Origin of the sequence: Vibrio sp. 10N.247.310.98 (genome assembly GCF_041467395.1) — a bacterium.
In the GTDB taxonomy this organism is placed as follows: domain Bacteria; phylum Pseudomonadota; class Gammaproteobacteria; order Enterobacterales; family Vibrionaceae; genus Vibrio; species Vibrio crassostreae_C.
On the sequence record NZ_JBFSUL010000061.1, the window covers coordinates 14,702 to 29,116 of the forward strand.

Genomic DNA, 14,415 nt, shown 5'->3' on the forward strand with positions numbered 1-14,415 from the left:
GAAAGGGCGATTTAGTTACGTAATACTGCTGAAATACGTTAATATAGCGCGCTATTATTTTAGCTTTGAGTTCCTGCAATTAATGACTAACACCACTACACCAACCAACTTCTCTGATCTTGGCTTAATCTCTCCTTTGATGGCTCGTTTATCTGAGCTTGAATACCAACAGCCAACGCCTATCCAAGCGCAAGTTATTCCAAGTGTGTTAGCAGGACGCGATTTAATTGCAGGCGCAAATACCGGTTCAGGTAAAACCGCAGCATTTGCACTTCCACTGTTACAAAAGATTCATGAAGATGCCCCTCTGGACCGTCGTTCAGGCAAAGGTAACTTTGTTTCTGGCCTTATCTTGGTTCCTACTCGTGAACTTGCTAAGCAAGTGGCTGACAGCGTTAAATCTTACGCTGTGCATTTCAATGGCGCGATTAAAACGGTTTGTGTGTTTGGTGGTGTATCGGTAAACACTCAGATGCAGGCGCTACGTGGCGGCACTGATATTTTGGTGGCAACACCGGGTCGTCTGCTTGACCTTATTTCAAGTAACGCTATCAAACTAGATAAAGTGAAAACGTTAGTGCTTGATGAAGCTGACCGAATGCTAAGCCTAGGTTTTACCGAAGAACTTGATGCAATCTTGAAGCTCTTGCCGAGCAAAAAACAAACCTTGTTGTTCTCTGCAACTTTCCCAGAGCAAGTTAAAACGCTGACTCACGAACTTCTAAGCGATCCAATTGAAGTTCAACTTCAAAGTGCCAATGCGAGCACACTGGTTCAACGTGTATTCGAAGTAGAAAAAGGTCGCAAGACAGCGTTACTCGCACACCTAATTCAACAACATGAATGGCGCCAAGCTCTGATCTTCGTTAATGCGAAGAACAGCTGTGAGCACCTAGCAGACAAGCTTTACAAGCGCGGTATCATCGCAGAAGTATTCCACGGCGATAAAGGGCAAGGTTCACGTACTCGTATCCTAGAAGATTTCAAATCTGGCGAGATTGACGTTCTGATCGCGACAGACATCGCGGCACGTGGTCTGGATATTGAGAAGCTTCCAGTGGTAATCAACTTTGACTTACCGCGTAGCCCGTCAGACTACATGCACCGTATTGGCCGAAGTGGTCGTGCGGGTGAGGTTGGTCTTGCGTTATCTTTGATCGACCATGAAGATTACCATCACTTCACAATCATTGAGAAGAAGAACAAAATCCGTCTTGAGCGTGAGCAAATTGAAGGCTTTGAAGTGGATGAAGAAGCGACAGCTGAACTGATCGCAGCACTAAAACCTGTTGCGCCACCGGCCGGTACTGGCAAGAAGAAAAAGAAGAAGAAAGTTCCAAAAAACCAAGATGTGTGGCTGAACAACAACTGATCTTGAGTCAGCAAGCCATATAAATCAATAAGTAATAGACATTCAAAAGGTGCTTAATTGCGCCTTTTTTGTGTCTGTAGGGCTGGGATTTGAGTCGTTAATAAACGACTGTTGCGGTGTTAAACAACCCGATAATCCGTTCGAAGGATAGCGTCCTCCATAAGAGATTCGGCGATTTAACGCTTTGCTCATAAGCTGTTCGGGTTTTGAGCAATTGGGTAACCGCGTGAAGACCTCGATTAAACAATTAGTGCTGGCCACTTCATTTTTCCTGTTTACCCAACACTCTTCTAGTGCTGCTGAATTTGAGGTTAAAGGGGTTAATAAAACTCTCACCGAAAATGTAGAATTATATTTAGAACCTTTAGCCGATGTTCCTGCATCACAGCTATCGAAAACGAAGCTATCTAAACGTATTCAAGATGCACTCAACCCTTATGGTTATTATCACCCACAGCTCGATATCGACCTCAATGATTCTGATAACGTGATCATTAACATCGATTCTGGTCCTGTCATGCGCATCGCAGAATCGATAGTAAAAATAACAGGTGAAGCTAGCCTAGATGCGGAGTTCATCAATATACTCAATCAAAGCAAGTTAGGCTCAGGTTTAACTTTGTCTCACCAAGAATATGACCAAACTAAGCGTGCGATTTTCTCTTTAGCAAAGCGGAAAGGTTATTTTGACGGCAGGTTTATCGAGTCAAAGATTGAAGTTATTCCTAGCGAGAACATCGCGAATATACACTTGTATTTTGCAAGTGGTCCACGCTACAAGTTCGGTTCTATAAGTATTCCTGATGATGGGGTTGACCCTACTCGTATCGAGAAAATACCCACCTTTAAAAAAGGTGATGACTTTGACACCATCAAGTTAGGTGAACTGCAATCTGATTTGTCAGACACTCAATGGTTTCGAAGTGTCATCGTACATGGTGACTTTGACAAACTTGATGACAACCTAGAAGTTCCAATTGAAATCATTGCCGAGCCAAGTTCTCGAAATATCGTGCAGGTCGGTGGCGGCTATTCTACAGATCTCGGTTTACGCGCCTCTCTCAGTTGGTCAAAGCCTTGGTATAACCGGAGAGGCCACAGCTTTGAAACACAGACATATTTGTCTGAACAGGAGCAATCACTTCAGTTGGGGTACAAAATCCCCACAGAGAAAGTCACAACGGATTACTTTGGTATTCAGTTTGAATCGAAACGAATTGATCATCGAGACACCAATAGCTTTACAAACGATCTTAAGTTCGAACGTTACTGGCAATTAGACAGTGATTGGCAAAGCACCATTTATGTCAAATACTTGCACGAACAGTACCGTCAGGCGTCTGAGGAAGAGCAATCGCAATTACTGTTACCTGGCATCAGTTTTTCTCAGGTTGATCGTAAAAATGATCAGTTGGAGCTCAATCATCGACACATCTATTCTGTCGAGTATTCTGACCCTAGTCTGTTCTCTGACTCAAGGCTGTTGCGGTTGGAAGGAAACAGTGTCCTTTCATGGGATATTAGTGACAGGCAGAAGCTCCATTTCCGCTCCAACGTAGGCATCAACATTGCCAAATCATTATCTGATGTGCCGTCGTCACTGCGGTATTTTGCTGGTGGCGATGGAAACCTGCGAGGTTATGGTTACGAATCTATCTCCCCTAGAGACGAGAATGGTGAACTAACGGGGGCACGTTATATGTTAACTGCTGGGCTCGAATATCAGCATCAAGTCTATCGTTCAATTTGGTTGGGCGCATTTCTTGATGTGGGTGATGCATTTGATCAACAAGCGGATTGGAAGCGTGGGACGGGCGTGAGTTTGATTTGGAACTCACAGTTAATGCCAGTTAAGCTCGATTTTGCTTACGGCTTAGATGCGCCTGAAGGCGACGAATTTCGTATTCATTTTTCCTTTGGTACTCAATTCTGATTTTTGTACGCTGTTTATGCACTCGCGAGGATGCGAACCATCTAATAGGATTCAAGTAAATCGAAAGAGCGTAATAACCTTTGTGCTTTAGCAAACACAAAGGTAAAAACAATGAAAAAGCTACGATTCGGTGTATTTGGTAATATGGGCCCTGAAGCAGATGCTCTGTTCCAAGATATCGTCGCCAAGAAAGAAATTGAACACGGCGCACTTAAAGACTAAGACCATATGGCCATGATAGTGGTGAAAAACTCAGATATCCCCGATCGATCTGAAGTGATTAACGAAGGCGGTACCGATCCTGTGCCTGAACTGATTGAGTCAGCGTGCATTTTAGAACATGCCAATGTTCAGTTTGGCGTAATGACCTGTAACACCGCTCATTACTTTAGACCTGAGGTTCAAAAGCACACCAACGTTTATATCGTCGACATGCTTCAAACCACCGTTGATCAAATCAAAGAGCAGAACTCTGAATCTGTTGTTGGTATTTTATGTACCAACGGCACATACAATTCGGGAATCTATGATCGTTACCTAACGGACGCGAATCTGGTGTTCGTTAAGCCAGATTCCTTTGAGCAAGAGCATAACGTGCATAGTGTTATCTATGGTGAAGTAACCGGTGAGATGACAGAGTGTGGACAAGCAATCCGAGAAACCAACGGGATCAAAGCGGGCGAGTTTGAGCGTAATGCCGCACTGCTTGCTGTAGCGATTCAATCCATCGTAGAGAAGGGCGTTGATACGGTTATTTGGGGATGCACGGAACTTCCTTTGGTTAGAAAGCAACTTGAAACGGCATTTCCAACAGTCACTTTTATTGATCCTATGGAAGCGGTAGCTGAGCGTGTCGTTGATATTTACCGTCTCGCTGAGCAATATGTGGAGCGTGGACATGTGGATTACAACATTAATGATGTTAATTCGATCTTCACAACGCTTGATATGGTGAACTACGTAGCCCAAAGAGCGATGACCTACCGTCTATAAGCTCAGATACGTGTATTTGAAACATGAGAAAGCCGCGAATTACGCGGCTTTTTTACATTTGGACTGGAGAAAATTAAAAATTAAGATTCGAAGCTGAACACTTAAAGCTCGAACTCGCCATTCATTTTTCGAAATAACCAATCAGGTACCTTGTTCCATGAACTGTAGTTCGGGTTCTTAGTATGGATTTGTTCCTCTGAAGCCCAGATGGTGTCACCTGATTGTTCTCGCGACACAGCCCAGAACAACTCCTCTTTCTGACGTGTTAAGTAGTGTGTCACTTGCTTCGCAAACTCTTCACTGTCAACCAACACCCCAAACTCAACGTTGAGAAAGTCTGATCTTGGATCGAAGTTAGAAGAGCCAATATAGGTGACACGCTCATCTAAAATTACTGTCTTGTTGTGGTAGTAGGTATCAACATGAAAGTAGTGATCATCATTGATCGCTTGGCTTTTGTACTCATAGATACTTACGCCCTTGTCGAGTAGAGTCTCACGGTGTTTTTCGTAATACGCAGGCACAAAGCCCGAATCATTAGAAGCCGATGAATTCGTCAGTAAGGTGACTTCGGCTTCGCTCTCTCTAAGTGCATCGACGAATACAAACTTGTTATCGCTTGGCACCATATAAGGCGTAGAAATAATAACCTTAGAAGGTGTCGGTACTTTTTGCTTCATCAAGTGTTCAATACGTTGGCGAAAGTAGGGCTTGTTGTCATTGAGTTTCTCCAGTGAGTCAAATACCGGCGTGACAGAGGCTGAAATGAACTTCGGTTGGTTTAAGCTCTTTATCTGCCTTTCGACTTCAGACGTGATCAATGCTTGATTCTTTTCACCTTTGTTCAACGCTTTGGTGAACGCTTGGTATTGCTCTTTCTCTTTGATTTTAATGCGTTCTTGAATTGGCACTACATGCTCACTGTTCCACAACGCTTGGTAGTTTCGGTCGAAAGCAGCAATCACGTCGCCTTTAAACAGCACATCCATATCAAAGAAGTTGGCACTTTCGCTGTAGCCAAAGTAGTCATCACCGATGTTGCGCCCACCGAGGATCATCGATTGGTGATCAACGTTAAAGTATTTCTCATGCAGTCGATTATCTAACTGTTTTTGATGAGTAGAGAAGTTGAGCGCACGACCAATCCAGCCAGCTTTACGTGACTCAAAAGGGTTGAACAGTCGAATCTCAATATTGGCGTGTGAGTCCAACTCCGCAAGCCATTTGTCATTGAATACCAACAAGTCATCCAGTGTGAGGCGCACGGCCACATCGCGATCAGCGGCGTGTTTTAGCTCGTTTAACAGCATCAAACCCAGAGTGTCGTTTTCCCAAGAGAAGTAGGTCATATCTACGGAATGTTGGGCTTGGCGAACCAGATCAATGCGGCGCGCAAAGGCTTCAGGTGCACTAGGGATCAAATAGATTTGAGCTTGATGTTCTGTGCTTTGCCAGTTAGCTTCGAAGTCGGGTTCAACATCGGGGTAAGGTTGGGCGCAGCCAGTAACTAAGATCGACAAAAATAGCACCATCAGCGCGTGAATACGTGTGAAGTACATTGTGATGTTCCGTAAAAATAGGGTAGAGGTGACAATGGCCAGATAACTGGCCATTGTGTGATTGATGATTAAGCGTTAGCTTTGATTAGGAATTTCGTAATCAGGCATGTACTTTAAGGTTAGTCCAAGATCATTTAAGCCTTGAAGTCTGCCATTAAGCATACTGTCATCTTCAGCTTCGTTGAATCGAGCATCCCAATTGTCTTCAATGATGATTTGACCATCACCATCGACGAACATTACGTTATCTTGTTGCTGGCTGTACTCGTAGTCTGTAAACAGATTGTCGCTGAACCATAGGCGAGACATGTCGTTCATCAGAGCTTGGTCTTTTGAACTTAGGCTCACTTCTGAACCGTCTAGTTTATACGGTTTGTTGAAAACAAACGGCAGTTCTGAACCACCACAAGCACCGGAGATACAAGCAAACGTTTTTAGTAGGTCACCGATATCTAAATCACCATCTTCACCTTGAGTGTTGTATGTCCAAACGTTGAAGCTAGGCTTGAACGCAAAATGGTACATTGAAACTGGCGCGTATACGTCTGCATTTTCAGTTGAACGAATCGCTTGGTTACGTGCTGGCGCTTGGAATAGCATGTCATTCATCAGCATTTTGAACTCAGTCATGTTCTGTGTTGCACCACCCAGTTCATTTTCCAACTCAGGCTTGTAGTCTGCAAGTTCCAGTAATTCGTTGTTCATGTCAGAGTTACCTAGGCCAAAAAATAGCTTGGTCACGGCTTCATATGCGGTGGATGGTAGTAAATTCAGCACATCACCGAGTTCAATCTGCGCTTGAACTTCTTCAGCAGACATTGCTGACACCATATCGATAATGCGTTGCTTATTGCCATCAAGTTGCAGCCATACCGCGATTTCTAAACCTCGATTGTTTTCACTTAGCGATTCAAAAGTACCGCTGTCTACATCTTCCTTTAATAGCTCCAAAATGGCCGGAATTAAGAATGTAAGACTAGGCAGCATAGCCATCGTGTCCGCATCTTTTTCATTGTTACCAATGACGGTTGGTACTGAAAGGTTATCCAGCGCAGGTTGTGAGACCAGATGATGACCTTTAGAAAATATTGATTTATATTCGACATAGGGTGCGAAAGGTAACAAGTTTGTCATTGGCGTATTATTGTCATGGCTTAGTAGTGGAATGTCGTTTTGTAACGTCAATACACTTTCGATAACCCAATCTAGTGTTTTGTTGATTGGATCGAGTAATACTTTATCTTGAGCTTCTAAAATCGAACTGAGAGGTAGTTGCTTTTGTAGTTCTATGTAGTTGTCTACACAAACGGTAGTATCCACCTGATTAGGCATCCCATCGACAATCGGCTCTAATACTTCTTTGAAGTCGTCAGAAAATTCCATCAAGATTTTGAGTGCTGATTTGAGTGTATTGCTGTCGCTTTCTATTTGTGAAACACCAGTCGCTTCACAAATAGAAGTACTATTTGTTTCTGCTGAATCATAACTTTGATATTCAAAACCATACGCATTACTTTGCATTATTGAACGTTTGAAGTAACCATTGTCACCGGCGATTGGCTCTTTACCATCGGTTTGTTGAAGTATGCCAACCGACATTGCTCCCGAACCTTGGCCCATCAACGTGACGTTTTCAGCGTTACCACCAAACTGAGCGATATTCTCGTTAACCCACTGCATAGCACGCTTTTGGTCACCAATGCCAAAGTTGCCACCAGTTTCGTCTTCAACCCACATTGAACCCAGTAAGCCTAAACGATAGTTAAATGTCACGTAAATAAACGGGTTACCTTCGTCGGCACCTTGCGCTACAACCGTATCACCTTGGATGAGCGGCTCTGCACCAGAACCGTATTCGAAATCACCACCGTGAATGAATACATAAACCGGTAGTTCTGCGTCAGCATCTACGCCTACTGGGCGCCAAATGTTAAGGTTCAAACAGTCTTCAGATTGTGTCTGTGAAACGGTCTTCAATTGAGGACATGCATCACCAAACGTAGTCGCATCAATGTCACTCCCAAGATCAACCATTTCACTGTGCTCAAAACGCTCTGCATCGGCAAATTTAATGCCTTTAAAAGACTCAACTGAAGCCAGTTTGTCGTCTTCGGTATTCGACGTAATAACCAGCTCTTCTTTGGTCGCTTTGATACTTGCGTCGCCGATTTGAATAGTAAAGGTTTCCGCAGGGGCAGGTACGAGAGGTTCAGGTTTGTCTGGCATTGGAACCGTTGGTTCAACGTCTGTGTCACAACCAGCAAGAGCGGCCGCAATAGCGAGCGCGATGAGAGAACGATATGCAATAGTCATAAAAAAGGTGTCCACAATAAAATTTGGTAAAGTAACGAACAGCGCATCGATACCGTCAAACCTGTCCTTCCATCAGGTGATTCGCTCCATCATTGGTGCGTTTGACGTGGTTGTTTATTTCACTTGCTCTCTGTTGAAAACAAGGGGGCGCAATGTCGTTGGTATGATGTCGGCGCAAGTAAACGTGAGATTTACACCGATATCAGAGTTCAATGAGCTAAGAGCTTATTAGGTCTAGAAGATCAAACGTTCTAGAAGCGATAGCCAAGGTTCAATGTCACAGCCGAACGAGTTTCACCTTTGTTGTACAACACGGTCATGTTGTAATGCTTGCCAATCTGTTTGTTGACTCCGGTTAAAAATGCCCACTGGTTAATGTCGACACCAACGTCGTAATCAAACTCAATATCGTCTGTCTTTACAGTACCTTGCATACGTGAATCTAAACCTTGGTATTCAGCACCAACGAAGAATTGAGCGCGATAATCAACTAATTGGTAGCCCAACATTGGCTGAATCGTGACAATGCCGTCACCCCAATCATCCATCCCTTTCAGACGGGTTTGTGAATAGGTGCCGGTCAGTGATGCAAAGAACTCTTTGTAACCAACAGATAGTGTTGTACCCGCACCGCGTAAGTCATATTCGAGATGCAGTGGTACATTTAAACGCCCACTGTTACACAGTGCTGATACGCCCTCGCACAGTTTGTCACCTAGACCAGGTAGTTTGTTATTGAGTTTATCTTGTAGATATTCTCCCGCAGCGCCGGTGTAAGAGGCATCAACATTCGCGTCAACGTTTACCTTTCCTACATATCCGAATACATTCCAGAACGGCAGAATATTCACATCACCACGTATTGAAAGACTTTCTGCTTTAACCGTTGCAACGCTATCTTCAGGGTCGAACAGGTCATTCAAGCGCACACCGCCAATCACGTAATCGGTCATAGGAAGGTTCATGTCTTGATTGCGATAAGCAACTGAAACACCGAATGGTAATGGCAAATCGATACCTTGACGACGCACCATGTCACCCATTAAAGGGAATACTCGATCTAACTTAACACTCGCTTCTTGCATACGAGGATCTGAAACTTCTTTTAGACGCTCTTCATGCAGGACATTAACGCCGTTGTCGTCTTCATAAATTGCGACGGGTTCAGTTACAGCGCTCATGGTCATCGGTTTCGTTTTAGACGTACCCTCGATGTTAGTTGTCTTACGTTCAATAACGACTTTACCAGAGTCTAACGTTTGGAAATCAATCACTTGGTAATAGGTATCGACTTTTGACTTACCAAGATTAAATGGCTTGTCGTTGGTGATTACCATGCGTTTTGGTGTGCCGCCTACAAGTTCAATATCAACATTCAAGAAACGGAAATAGGCGATGTCTTGTGGTAAGCCGTATTTCGAATAGTTGAAGCTAATGGTCACGTCGCCGTTGTCTTTTTCATTGACTTTCACTGACGATGGATCGAAGCTTTCTGCATAATTTCTTAGTCGATACTCAGTGCGCGTAAACTCTTCAATTTCATCGATCAGTTTTTCGTTTTCATCCAGCTCTTGCGGGTTGTATTTGACGCGCAGGTCGATGTTGCCTTTGCTGTCTGTGTTTTTTATCAGATAGACGCTTGAGTCACGAACCTCATCGCCAATTTGTATGGTTCGATGTGCGTGTTCAACTAGGTGTTCGCCCTGTACGAGCGAACTGATTGCTAGCTTTGGTAAATCATGACTGATGCCATATTTGTCAAATAGTGCTCGACCTTTTTCCATAACTTCGCTGTAAGTATTGGTTTCTGCCGCAGACGCAAAATTGGGGGTGGTAAGTAATAGGGCGATCGCCAACACAGAAAGAGTATGGGTCTTACAGGCGCTGGTGCGTATTTCAAAAAAACTCATGACGGTTCCCACGCTGAGTAGCCTCAAACCTTCGAGACTCAAACAGTCGATGTAATACTGAACGTCGTGTTCAGTTGTTATGTATTTATCCGTTAGGATTGCTAGTGTGAATGTCGCGACTAAAAATGCATTGCGTCAATCAATGAGAGGATTTTAAGAGGAGGTGGCAGATCGCGTTAATCGCTTTTGATGGACGCTATCCTCACTTAGTAATAATTAGCGTTAATCAATTGATTTATAATGATTTTCAATAGATAAAAAAACGGCCTGTGAAGTAAAAATACTTGGCAGACCGTTTTGTTGTGAGTTGTTAAGCGCATTTAGTTCTAAGCAGTTACCCTCACTCTAAATAGATCAGTAAACAACTTCGCTATCATCAGAATAATCAAAATGTTTACGAGCATCAAAAGTGGCGTTTCAATTCCATAAACAGGTGTGAGGTTGAGCGCACCAGATGTGAGAACAACTAATAAGTTAATACCCAATATTCGGTGTACCATGAGCTTAGGTGTCGCGAACACTTTCCATATCACCATAATGTTAAGGAAGTAGAATAGTCCCAGCTCCCATAGTTCTGTCATTAATGGCATCACAAAGATGTATTGCAACAGAACCACCGACCCTGTACCCAACACACCATAAAAAGCGTCCTTAATAACGCTTGGTGGCATGGTCGGCACCATAGAAGAGAATACACCGGCTAACATAGGAAATATGAAACCACCTGGAACTGGAAGATAAATCCAAACCAACAGCGATGTGATAAACATCGACACGCCTTGCAGCACTTTGCGCCCATCTTCATTCAAATGTTCAACAAACGTGCGATGTGCATGATGCCAAGACACGTCTTTATGATCACCTATGACATTGAGTTCACCCTCAACAAGAGATTGTTCTGGTGTTAATACATCGAACGTCTTCAAGTTGTGAGTAAGAACTGCCCATTGGATATCTAAGTCTGATTCGCTGTTACTTTGTTTGAGTAATGTATCTTGGATATGTACCATTTCATCGATACGCAAGCGCCATGTTTGGATGTTCTCTTTAAGGTGGTAGCTTCCGGTCAGTGGCAGATCTAAAAGTTGATACAGCTTATCAATATTCGCGGTGTTGCTTTCAAGTGCGGCAATGTCGATGTTGTCTGTTTTTTCCATCGCATCTAACAACGCTTGTTTACTGGTTTCGAAACGTTGTACAAAGTTGAGTTCAGTATTCACAGGCCACACGATGCGATACACAATAGAGAACACAACAACACCTAATAGTGTTTCTTGAAGTCTAAGTACAGCAAAGTGAAAGGTGGTTTGGTTATCAAACCCGCCCAGACAAGCAACAATCGAACACACGGTAAATCCTATTGAAAAGATGTAGCCGTATTTCTCGTCACTAGACATGAAAATACAAGTGCCTAAGAACACGGTAAGAAATGTTAGAAACAAAAATCGATCTTGTGAAAACATCGCAATGAGGAAAAAGGCATAACCGGTCCCTAACAAGGTTCCCATTAACCGGTTATGGCCTTTGTTTATTGAATGGGCGAAGCTCTCGTTCAATGCCATCACTGCGACGGCTATCGCAGCCCAATACGGTTTTTCCCAACCAAACCACAACGCTAGGCAGATTGCGATAACGATAGAGAGTGCGACTTTAATCGCGTCTTTAGTCGATGCAGTGAACATAAGAATCACCTAGCTATTTTTGATTATTTTGATCGAGGCAGTCATACCAACACGCAGTTGTACGTCTTCTGGTATTTTGTCTAACTTCACTTTGATAGGGATGCGTTGAGCTAGGCGTATCCATTGGAAGTTTGGATTCACGTTTGGCAATAAATCATTACCTGTGCTGCCGTCTTGCTTCGCGATACCAAAACCAATACTTTTGATATGTCCTTCTAGCTGAACATTGTTGTGCATCATTAAGGTCACATAAGCAGTGTCCTGAGCATCGACACCGACTAAATCAGTCTCTTTGAAATAACCTTCAATCCAGAAGCTATCTTCATCAATTAGCGCAACCACAGGTGAATTCGCGACAACTTGAGAGCCAACACGTAGGTTCAGATTGGTGATATAGCCGTTAGTAGGCGCATATACCTTGGTGTACTCAAGGTTGAGATGTGCTTCTTCTACGTTCGCTTTTGCCAGTTCGACATTTGCGGCGCTGGTTTCTACCGCGTTGTTCAAGTTGTTTAGTGTCAGCACGGGCACGGCACCGGGCGTTCTTTTCTCTAAATTCAACGCGCGTTGCTCTTCGTTTTTGGCTTTGGCGAGTAGGGCAAATGCTTGTTTTTGAGTCGCAAGTGCTTTTCTGTAGGTCGCCTTGTAAATACTCGGATCGATCTCAAAAAGAAGATCGCCTTTTTTTACCTTCGAGTTGTCTTCGACATGCACTTCAATGACTTGACCCGTGACTCGAGGTGTAATCGAGACGATATAAGCGCTGACTTGTCCGTCTCTGGTCCATGGGTTACTTGAGTACGACTGGTAATAGCTATAAACCACAGTTCCCGCAGCAGCCAATAATAAAAGTGTGATGAGATAACGTTTGATCACAGTAAGTGCCTCAAAAAATGGTAATAAAATGGCCGATAGCGCCAGTAAAAATCACGATCAAGCTCAGTTCTGCTATTGCAGGAAAGGCGACGTACTTATGAAGGCCAAACCGTGTCGCGATTGACCCTGTTAGCATTGTCAGTATGTAAGCCAGTGCGATAACCAATAACAGCGGTGGGAAGTAGACTTCATCCCACACAAGCTCATGCGGCATGGTATTCATGGTTCTGTTCTCTATTTGTTTGATGAATGCAACGGTAACGGAGTTCGATTTATTGTGATAATCGCTTATAGAGGATCGTACCCATCAAAATCCAACTTTATTCGGTGATTATGCCAACTGCCTCTTTGTTGAGAGCCGTAAGCCAGTAAAACAACGGTAGGTAGGTTGTCGTTCTTGAAGTGGAAACACTTAATTGAAATTGATTTCGAAAATCATCTACTTTTGCCGGTTTAAGATAAATCTATTTAAAATAATCACTTAAGATGTAAATTGCACTTCAAAAACTATGCGAACAGTTAAAGTGATGATTTGATCCATCAAATGGGATTACATAATAAAACCTTTTGTTCTTAATATTCGGTTCGAAGCAACGAGATGCTTTATTTATTTTGAATAATCCAACAAATATCATTATTAAGTTATTCGTTAGATTATTTACTCCTTATATTTAGTAACAAGAGTAAATTTGTCATGGACATTATTTCTAATCTGTTTGACATGGCACCATTTGTCGCACTATTTATTACACTCTCATTGGGTTATATGGTTGGTAAAATTACTATCGGCCGATTTGTTTTAGGCGGTGTGGCCGGAACATTATTAATGGGCGTAATTATTGGGCAATTTGGTGTTCAGATTGATCCCGGCGTAAAAAGTATTTTCTTTGCGCTCTTTATTTATGCTGTGGGTTATCAAGGCGGCGCACAATTCTTTAAAGCGCTTAACTTTAGAACCATCAACATTCTGTTGTCTGCGGTTGTTATGACGGTTTCAGGCTTATTGTGTGTACTTGCCGCTGCGTGGTTGTTTGACTTAGATAGAGGTACTGCTGCGGGCCTAGCTGCCGGTGGTTTAACTCAGTCTGCGATCATTGGTACTGCAGGCGATGCGATCGCCCGTTTGGGTGGTGTGTCTGAAGAAGCCAAACATCTGATGCAAACTAACGTTGCTGTTGGTTACGCTGTAACTTACATCTTCGGTTCTCTAGGTCCAATCCTAATGGTGACATGGGTATTCCCAACACTAATGAAATGGGATATCCGCGCTGAAGCAATCAAAATGGCAGAAGCGAACTCAGATGGTAATGCAGAGCTTGGTGCTGGTGAATTCAATGCGATGACAAAACTTGAGACTCGCGCTTTTGAAATCAAAGCAGAGAGCAAAGTGAATGGTTTGACACTAGCCCAAATCAATCAAGATTCAATAGACGCATGCATCGAAGTTATCGAGCGTGATGGCAAAGCGATTGAAGCAGACAAATTTACTAAGTTTCAACAAGGCGATGTTCTGGTTATCACAGGTACTCGTAAAGCCATTGGTCAGTTGAAAGGTGACTCTGTTGGCTCTGAAGTTGTGCTTCCAGAAGAGTACGAAGTCATTGAAGAGAACCGTCAGCTTATCGCAGACAACAAACAACTGATTGGCCGTACACTAGGTCAAATCAAATCAGAAGCGAACAAAGGCACTTACCGTGGTGTTTATGTGACTGACTACCTTCGCGAAGGTGTATCAATCCCAGTTCACGCTGACCTTGTTGTTAAGAAAAATGATGTT

General features: G+C 43.2%; 9 protein-coding genes and 1 pseudogene. 4 read left to right on the forward strand and 6 right to left on the reverse strand.

Annotation, left to right across the window (positions count from 1 at the left end; genetic code table 11):
- The first annotated feature begins 82 nt into the window (after positions 1 to 82).
- The 3 genes from AB6E78_RS19080 to AB6E78_RS19090 all read left to right on the forward strand — a co-directional run bounded on the left by AB6E78_RS19080 (position 83) and on the right by AB6E78_RS19090 (position 4,298).
- On the forward strand, positions 83 to 1,372 hold the full coding sequence (locus tag AB6E78_RS19080; RefSeq protein ID WP_372133512.1) for a DEAD/DEAH box helicase: 1,290 nt from the start codon (positions 83 to 85) through the stop codon (positions 1,370 to 1,372).
- Between the two features lie 214 nt (positions 1,373 to 1,586).
- The gene (locus tag AB6E78_RS19085) at positions 1,587 to 3,305 is read left to right on the forward strand and encodes an autotransporter assembly complex family protein (RefSeq protein ID WP_029235239.1); all 1,719 of its coding nucleotides are present in this window, start codon (positions 1,587 to 1,589) and stop codon (positions 3,303 to 3,305) included.
- 228 nt (positions 3,306 to 3,533) lie between these two features.
- A complete protein-coding gene (locus AB6E78_RS19090; protein ID WP_372133509.1) occupies positions 3,534 to 4,298 on the forward strand; it encodes an aspartate/glutamate racemase family protein in 765 nt (254 codons plus the stop codon).
- A gap of 101 nt (positions 4,299 to 4,399) precedes the next feature.
- Here the strand turns inward: AB6E78_RS19090 and AB6E78_RS19095 are convergent, their stop codons facing one another.
- The 6 genes from AB6E78_RS19095 to AB6E78_RS19120 all read right to left on the reverse strand — a co-directional run bounded on the left by AB6E78_RS19095 (position 4,400) and on the right by AB6E78_RS19120 (position 12,861).
- Positions 4,400 to 5,857 carry a phospholipase D family protein gene (locus AB6E78_RS19095; protein ID WP_372133506.1) on the reverse strand — a complete coding sequence of 486 codons (1,458 nt, stop codon included), beginning with the start codon at positions 5,855 to 5,857 and terminating at the stop codon, positions 4,400 to 4,402.
- 75 nt (positions 5,858 to 5,932) lie between these two features.
- Positions 5,933 to 8,170, reverse strand: a complete 2,238-nt coding sequence (locus AB6E78_RS19100; protein ID WP_372133504.1) for a carboxylesterase family protein — start codon at positions 8,168 to 8,170, stop codon at positions 5,933 to 5,935.
- A gap of 251 nt (positions 8,171 to 8,421) precedes the next feature.
- Positions 8,422 to 10,080, reverse strand: coding sequence for a hypothetical protein (locus AB6E78_RS19105; RefSeq protein ID WP_372133501.1), 1,659 nt, complete (start codon positions 10,078 to 10,080; stop codon positions 8,422 to 8,424).
- 326 nt (positions 10,081 to 10,406) lie between these two features.
- Entirely contained in the window at positions 10,407 to 11,762 is a 1,356-nt protein-coding gene (locus tag AB6E78_RS19110; protein WP_372133498.1) for an FUSC family protein, read from the reverse strand.
- 9 nt (positions 11,763 to 11,771) lie between these two features.
- Positions 11,772 to 12,638 (reverse strand): HlyD family secretion protein, encoded by an 867-nt coding sequence (locus tag AB6E78_RS19115; protein ID WP_017059803.1) that lies wholly within the window; start codon positions 12,636 to 12,638, stop codon positions 11,772 to 11,774.
- A 10-nt stretch (positions 12,639 to 12,648) separates the two neighbouring features.
- Positions 12,649 to 12,861, reverse strand: coding sequence for a DUF1656 domain-containing protein (locus AB6E78_RS19120; RefSeq protein WP_017059802.1), 213 nt, complete (start codon positions 12,859 to 12,861; stop codon positions 12,649 to 12,651).
- Between the two features lie 471 nt (positions 12,862 to 13,332).
- On the opposite strand from AB6E78_RS19120, the pseudogene AB6E78_RS19125 reads away from it, so the two are divergent.
- Positions 13,333 to 14,415: pseudogene (locus tag AB6E78_RS19125) on the forward strand (aspartate-alanine antiporter); the annotation flags it as partial.

Bases quoted from the DNA above. Each gene is read 5' to 3' on its own strand.
- AB6E78_RS19080 (WP_372133512.1), top strand. From the start codon at position 83: ATGACTAACACCACTACACCAACCAACTTCTCTGATCTTGGCTTAATC.
- AB6E78_RS19090 (WP_372133509.1), top strand. From the start codon at position 3,534: ATGGCCATGATAGTGGTGAAAAACTCAGATATCCCCGATCGATCTGAA.
- AB6E78_RS19095 (WP_372133506.1), bottom strand. From the start codon at position 5,857: ATGTACTTCACACGTATTCACGCGCTGATGGTGCTATTTTTGTCGATC.
- AB6E78_RS19100 (WP_372133504.1), bottom strand. From the start codon at position 8,170: ATGACTATTGCATATCGTTCTCTCATCGCGCTCGCTATTGCGGCCGCT.
- AB6E78_RS19105 (WP_372133501.1), bottom strand. From the start codon at position 10,080: ATGAGTTTTTTTGAAATACGCACCAGCGCCTGTAAGACCCATACTCTT.
- AB6E78_RS19110 (WP_372133498.1), bottom strand. From the start codon at position 11,762: ATGTTCACTGCATCGACTAAAGACGCGATTAAAGTCGCACTCTCTATC.
- AB6E78_RS19120 (WP_017059802.1), bottom strand. From the start codon at position 12,861: ATGAATACCATGCCGCATGAGCTTGTGTGGGATGAAGTCTACTTCCCA.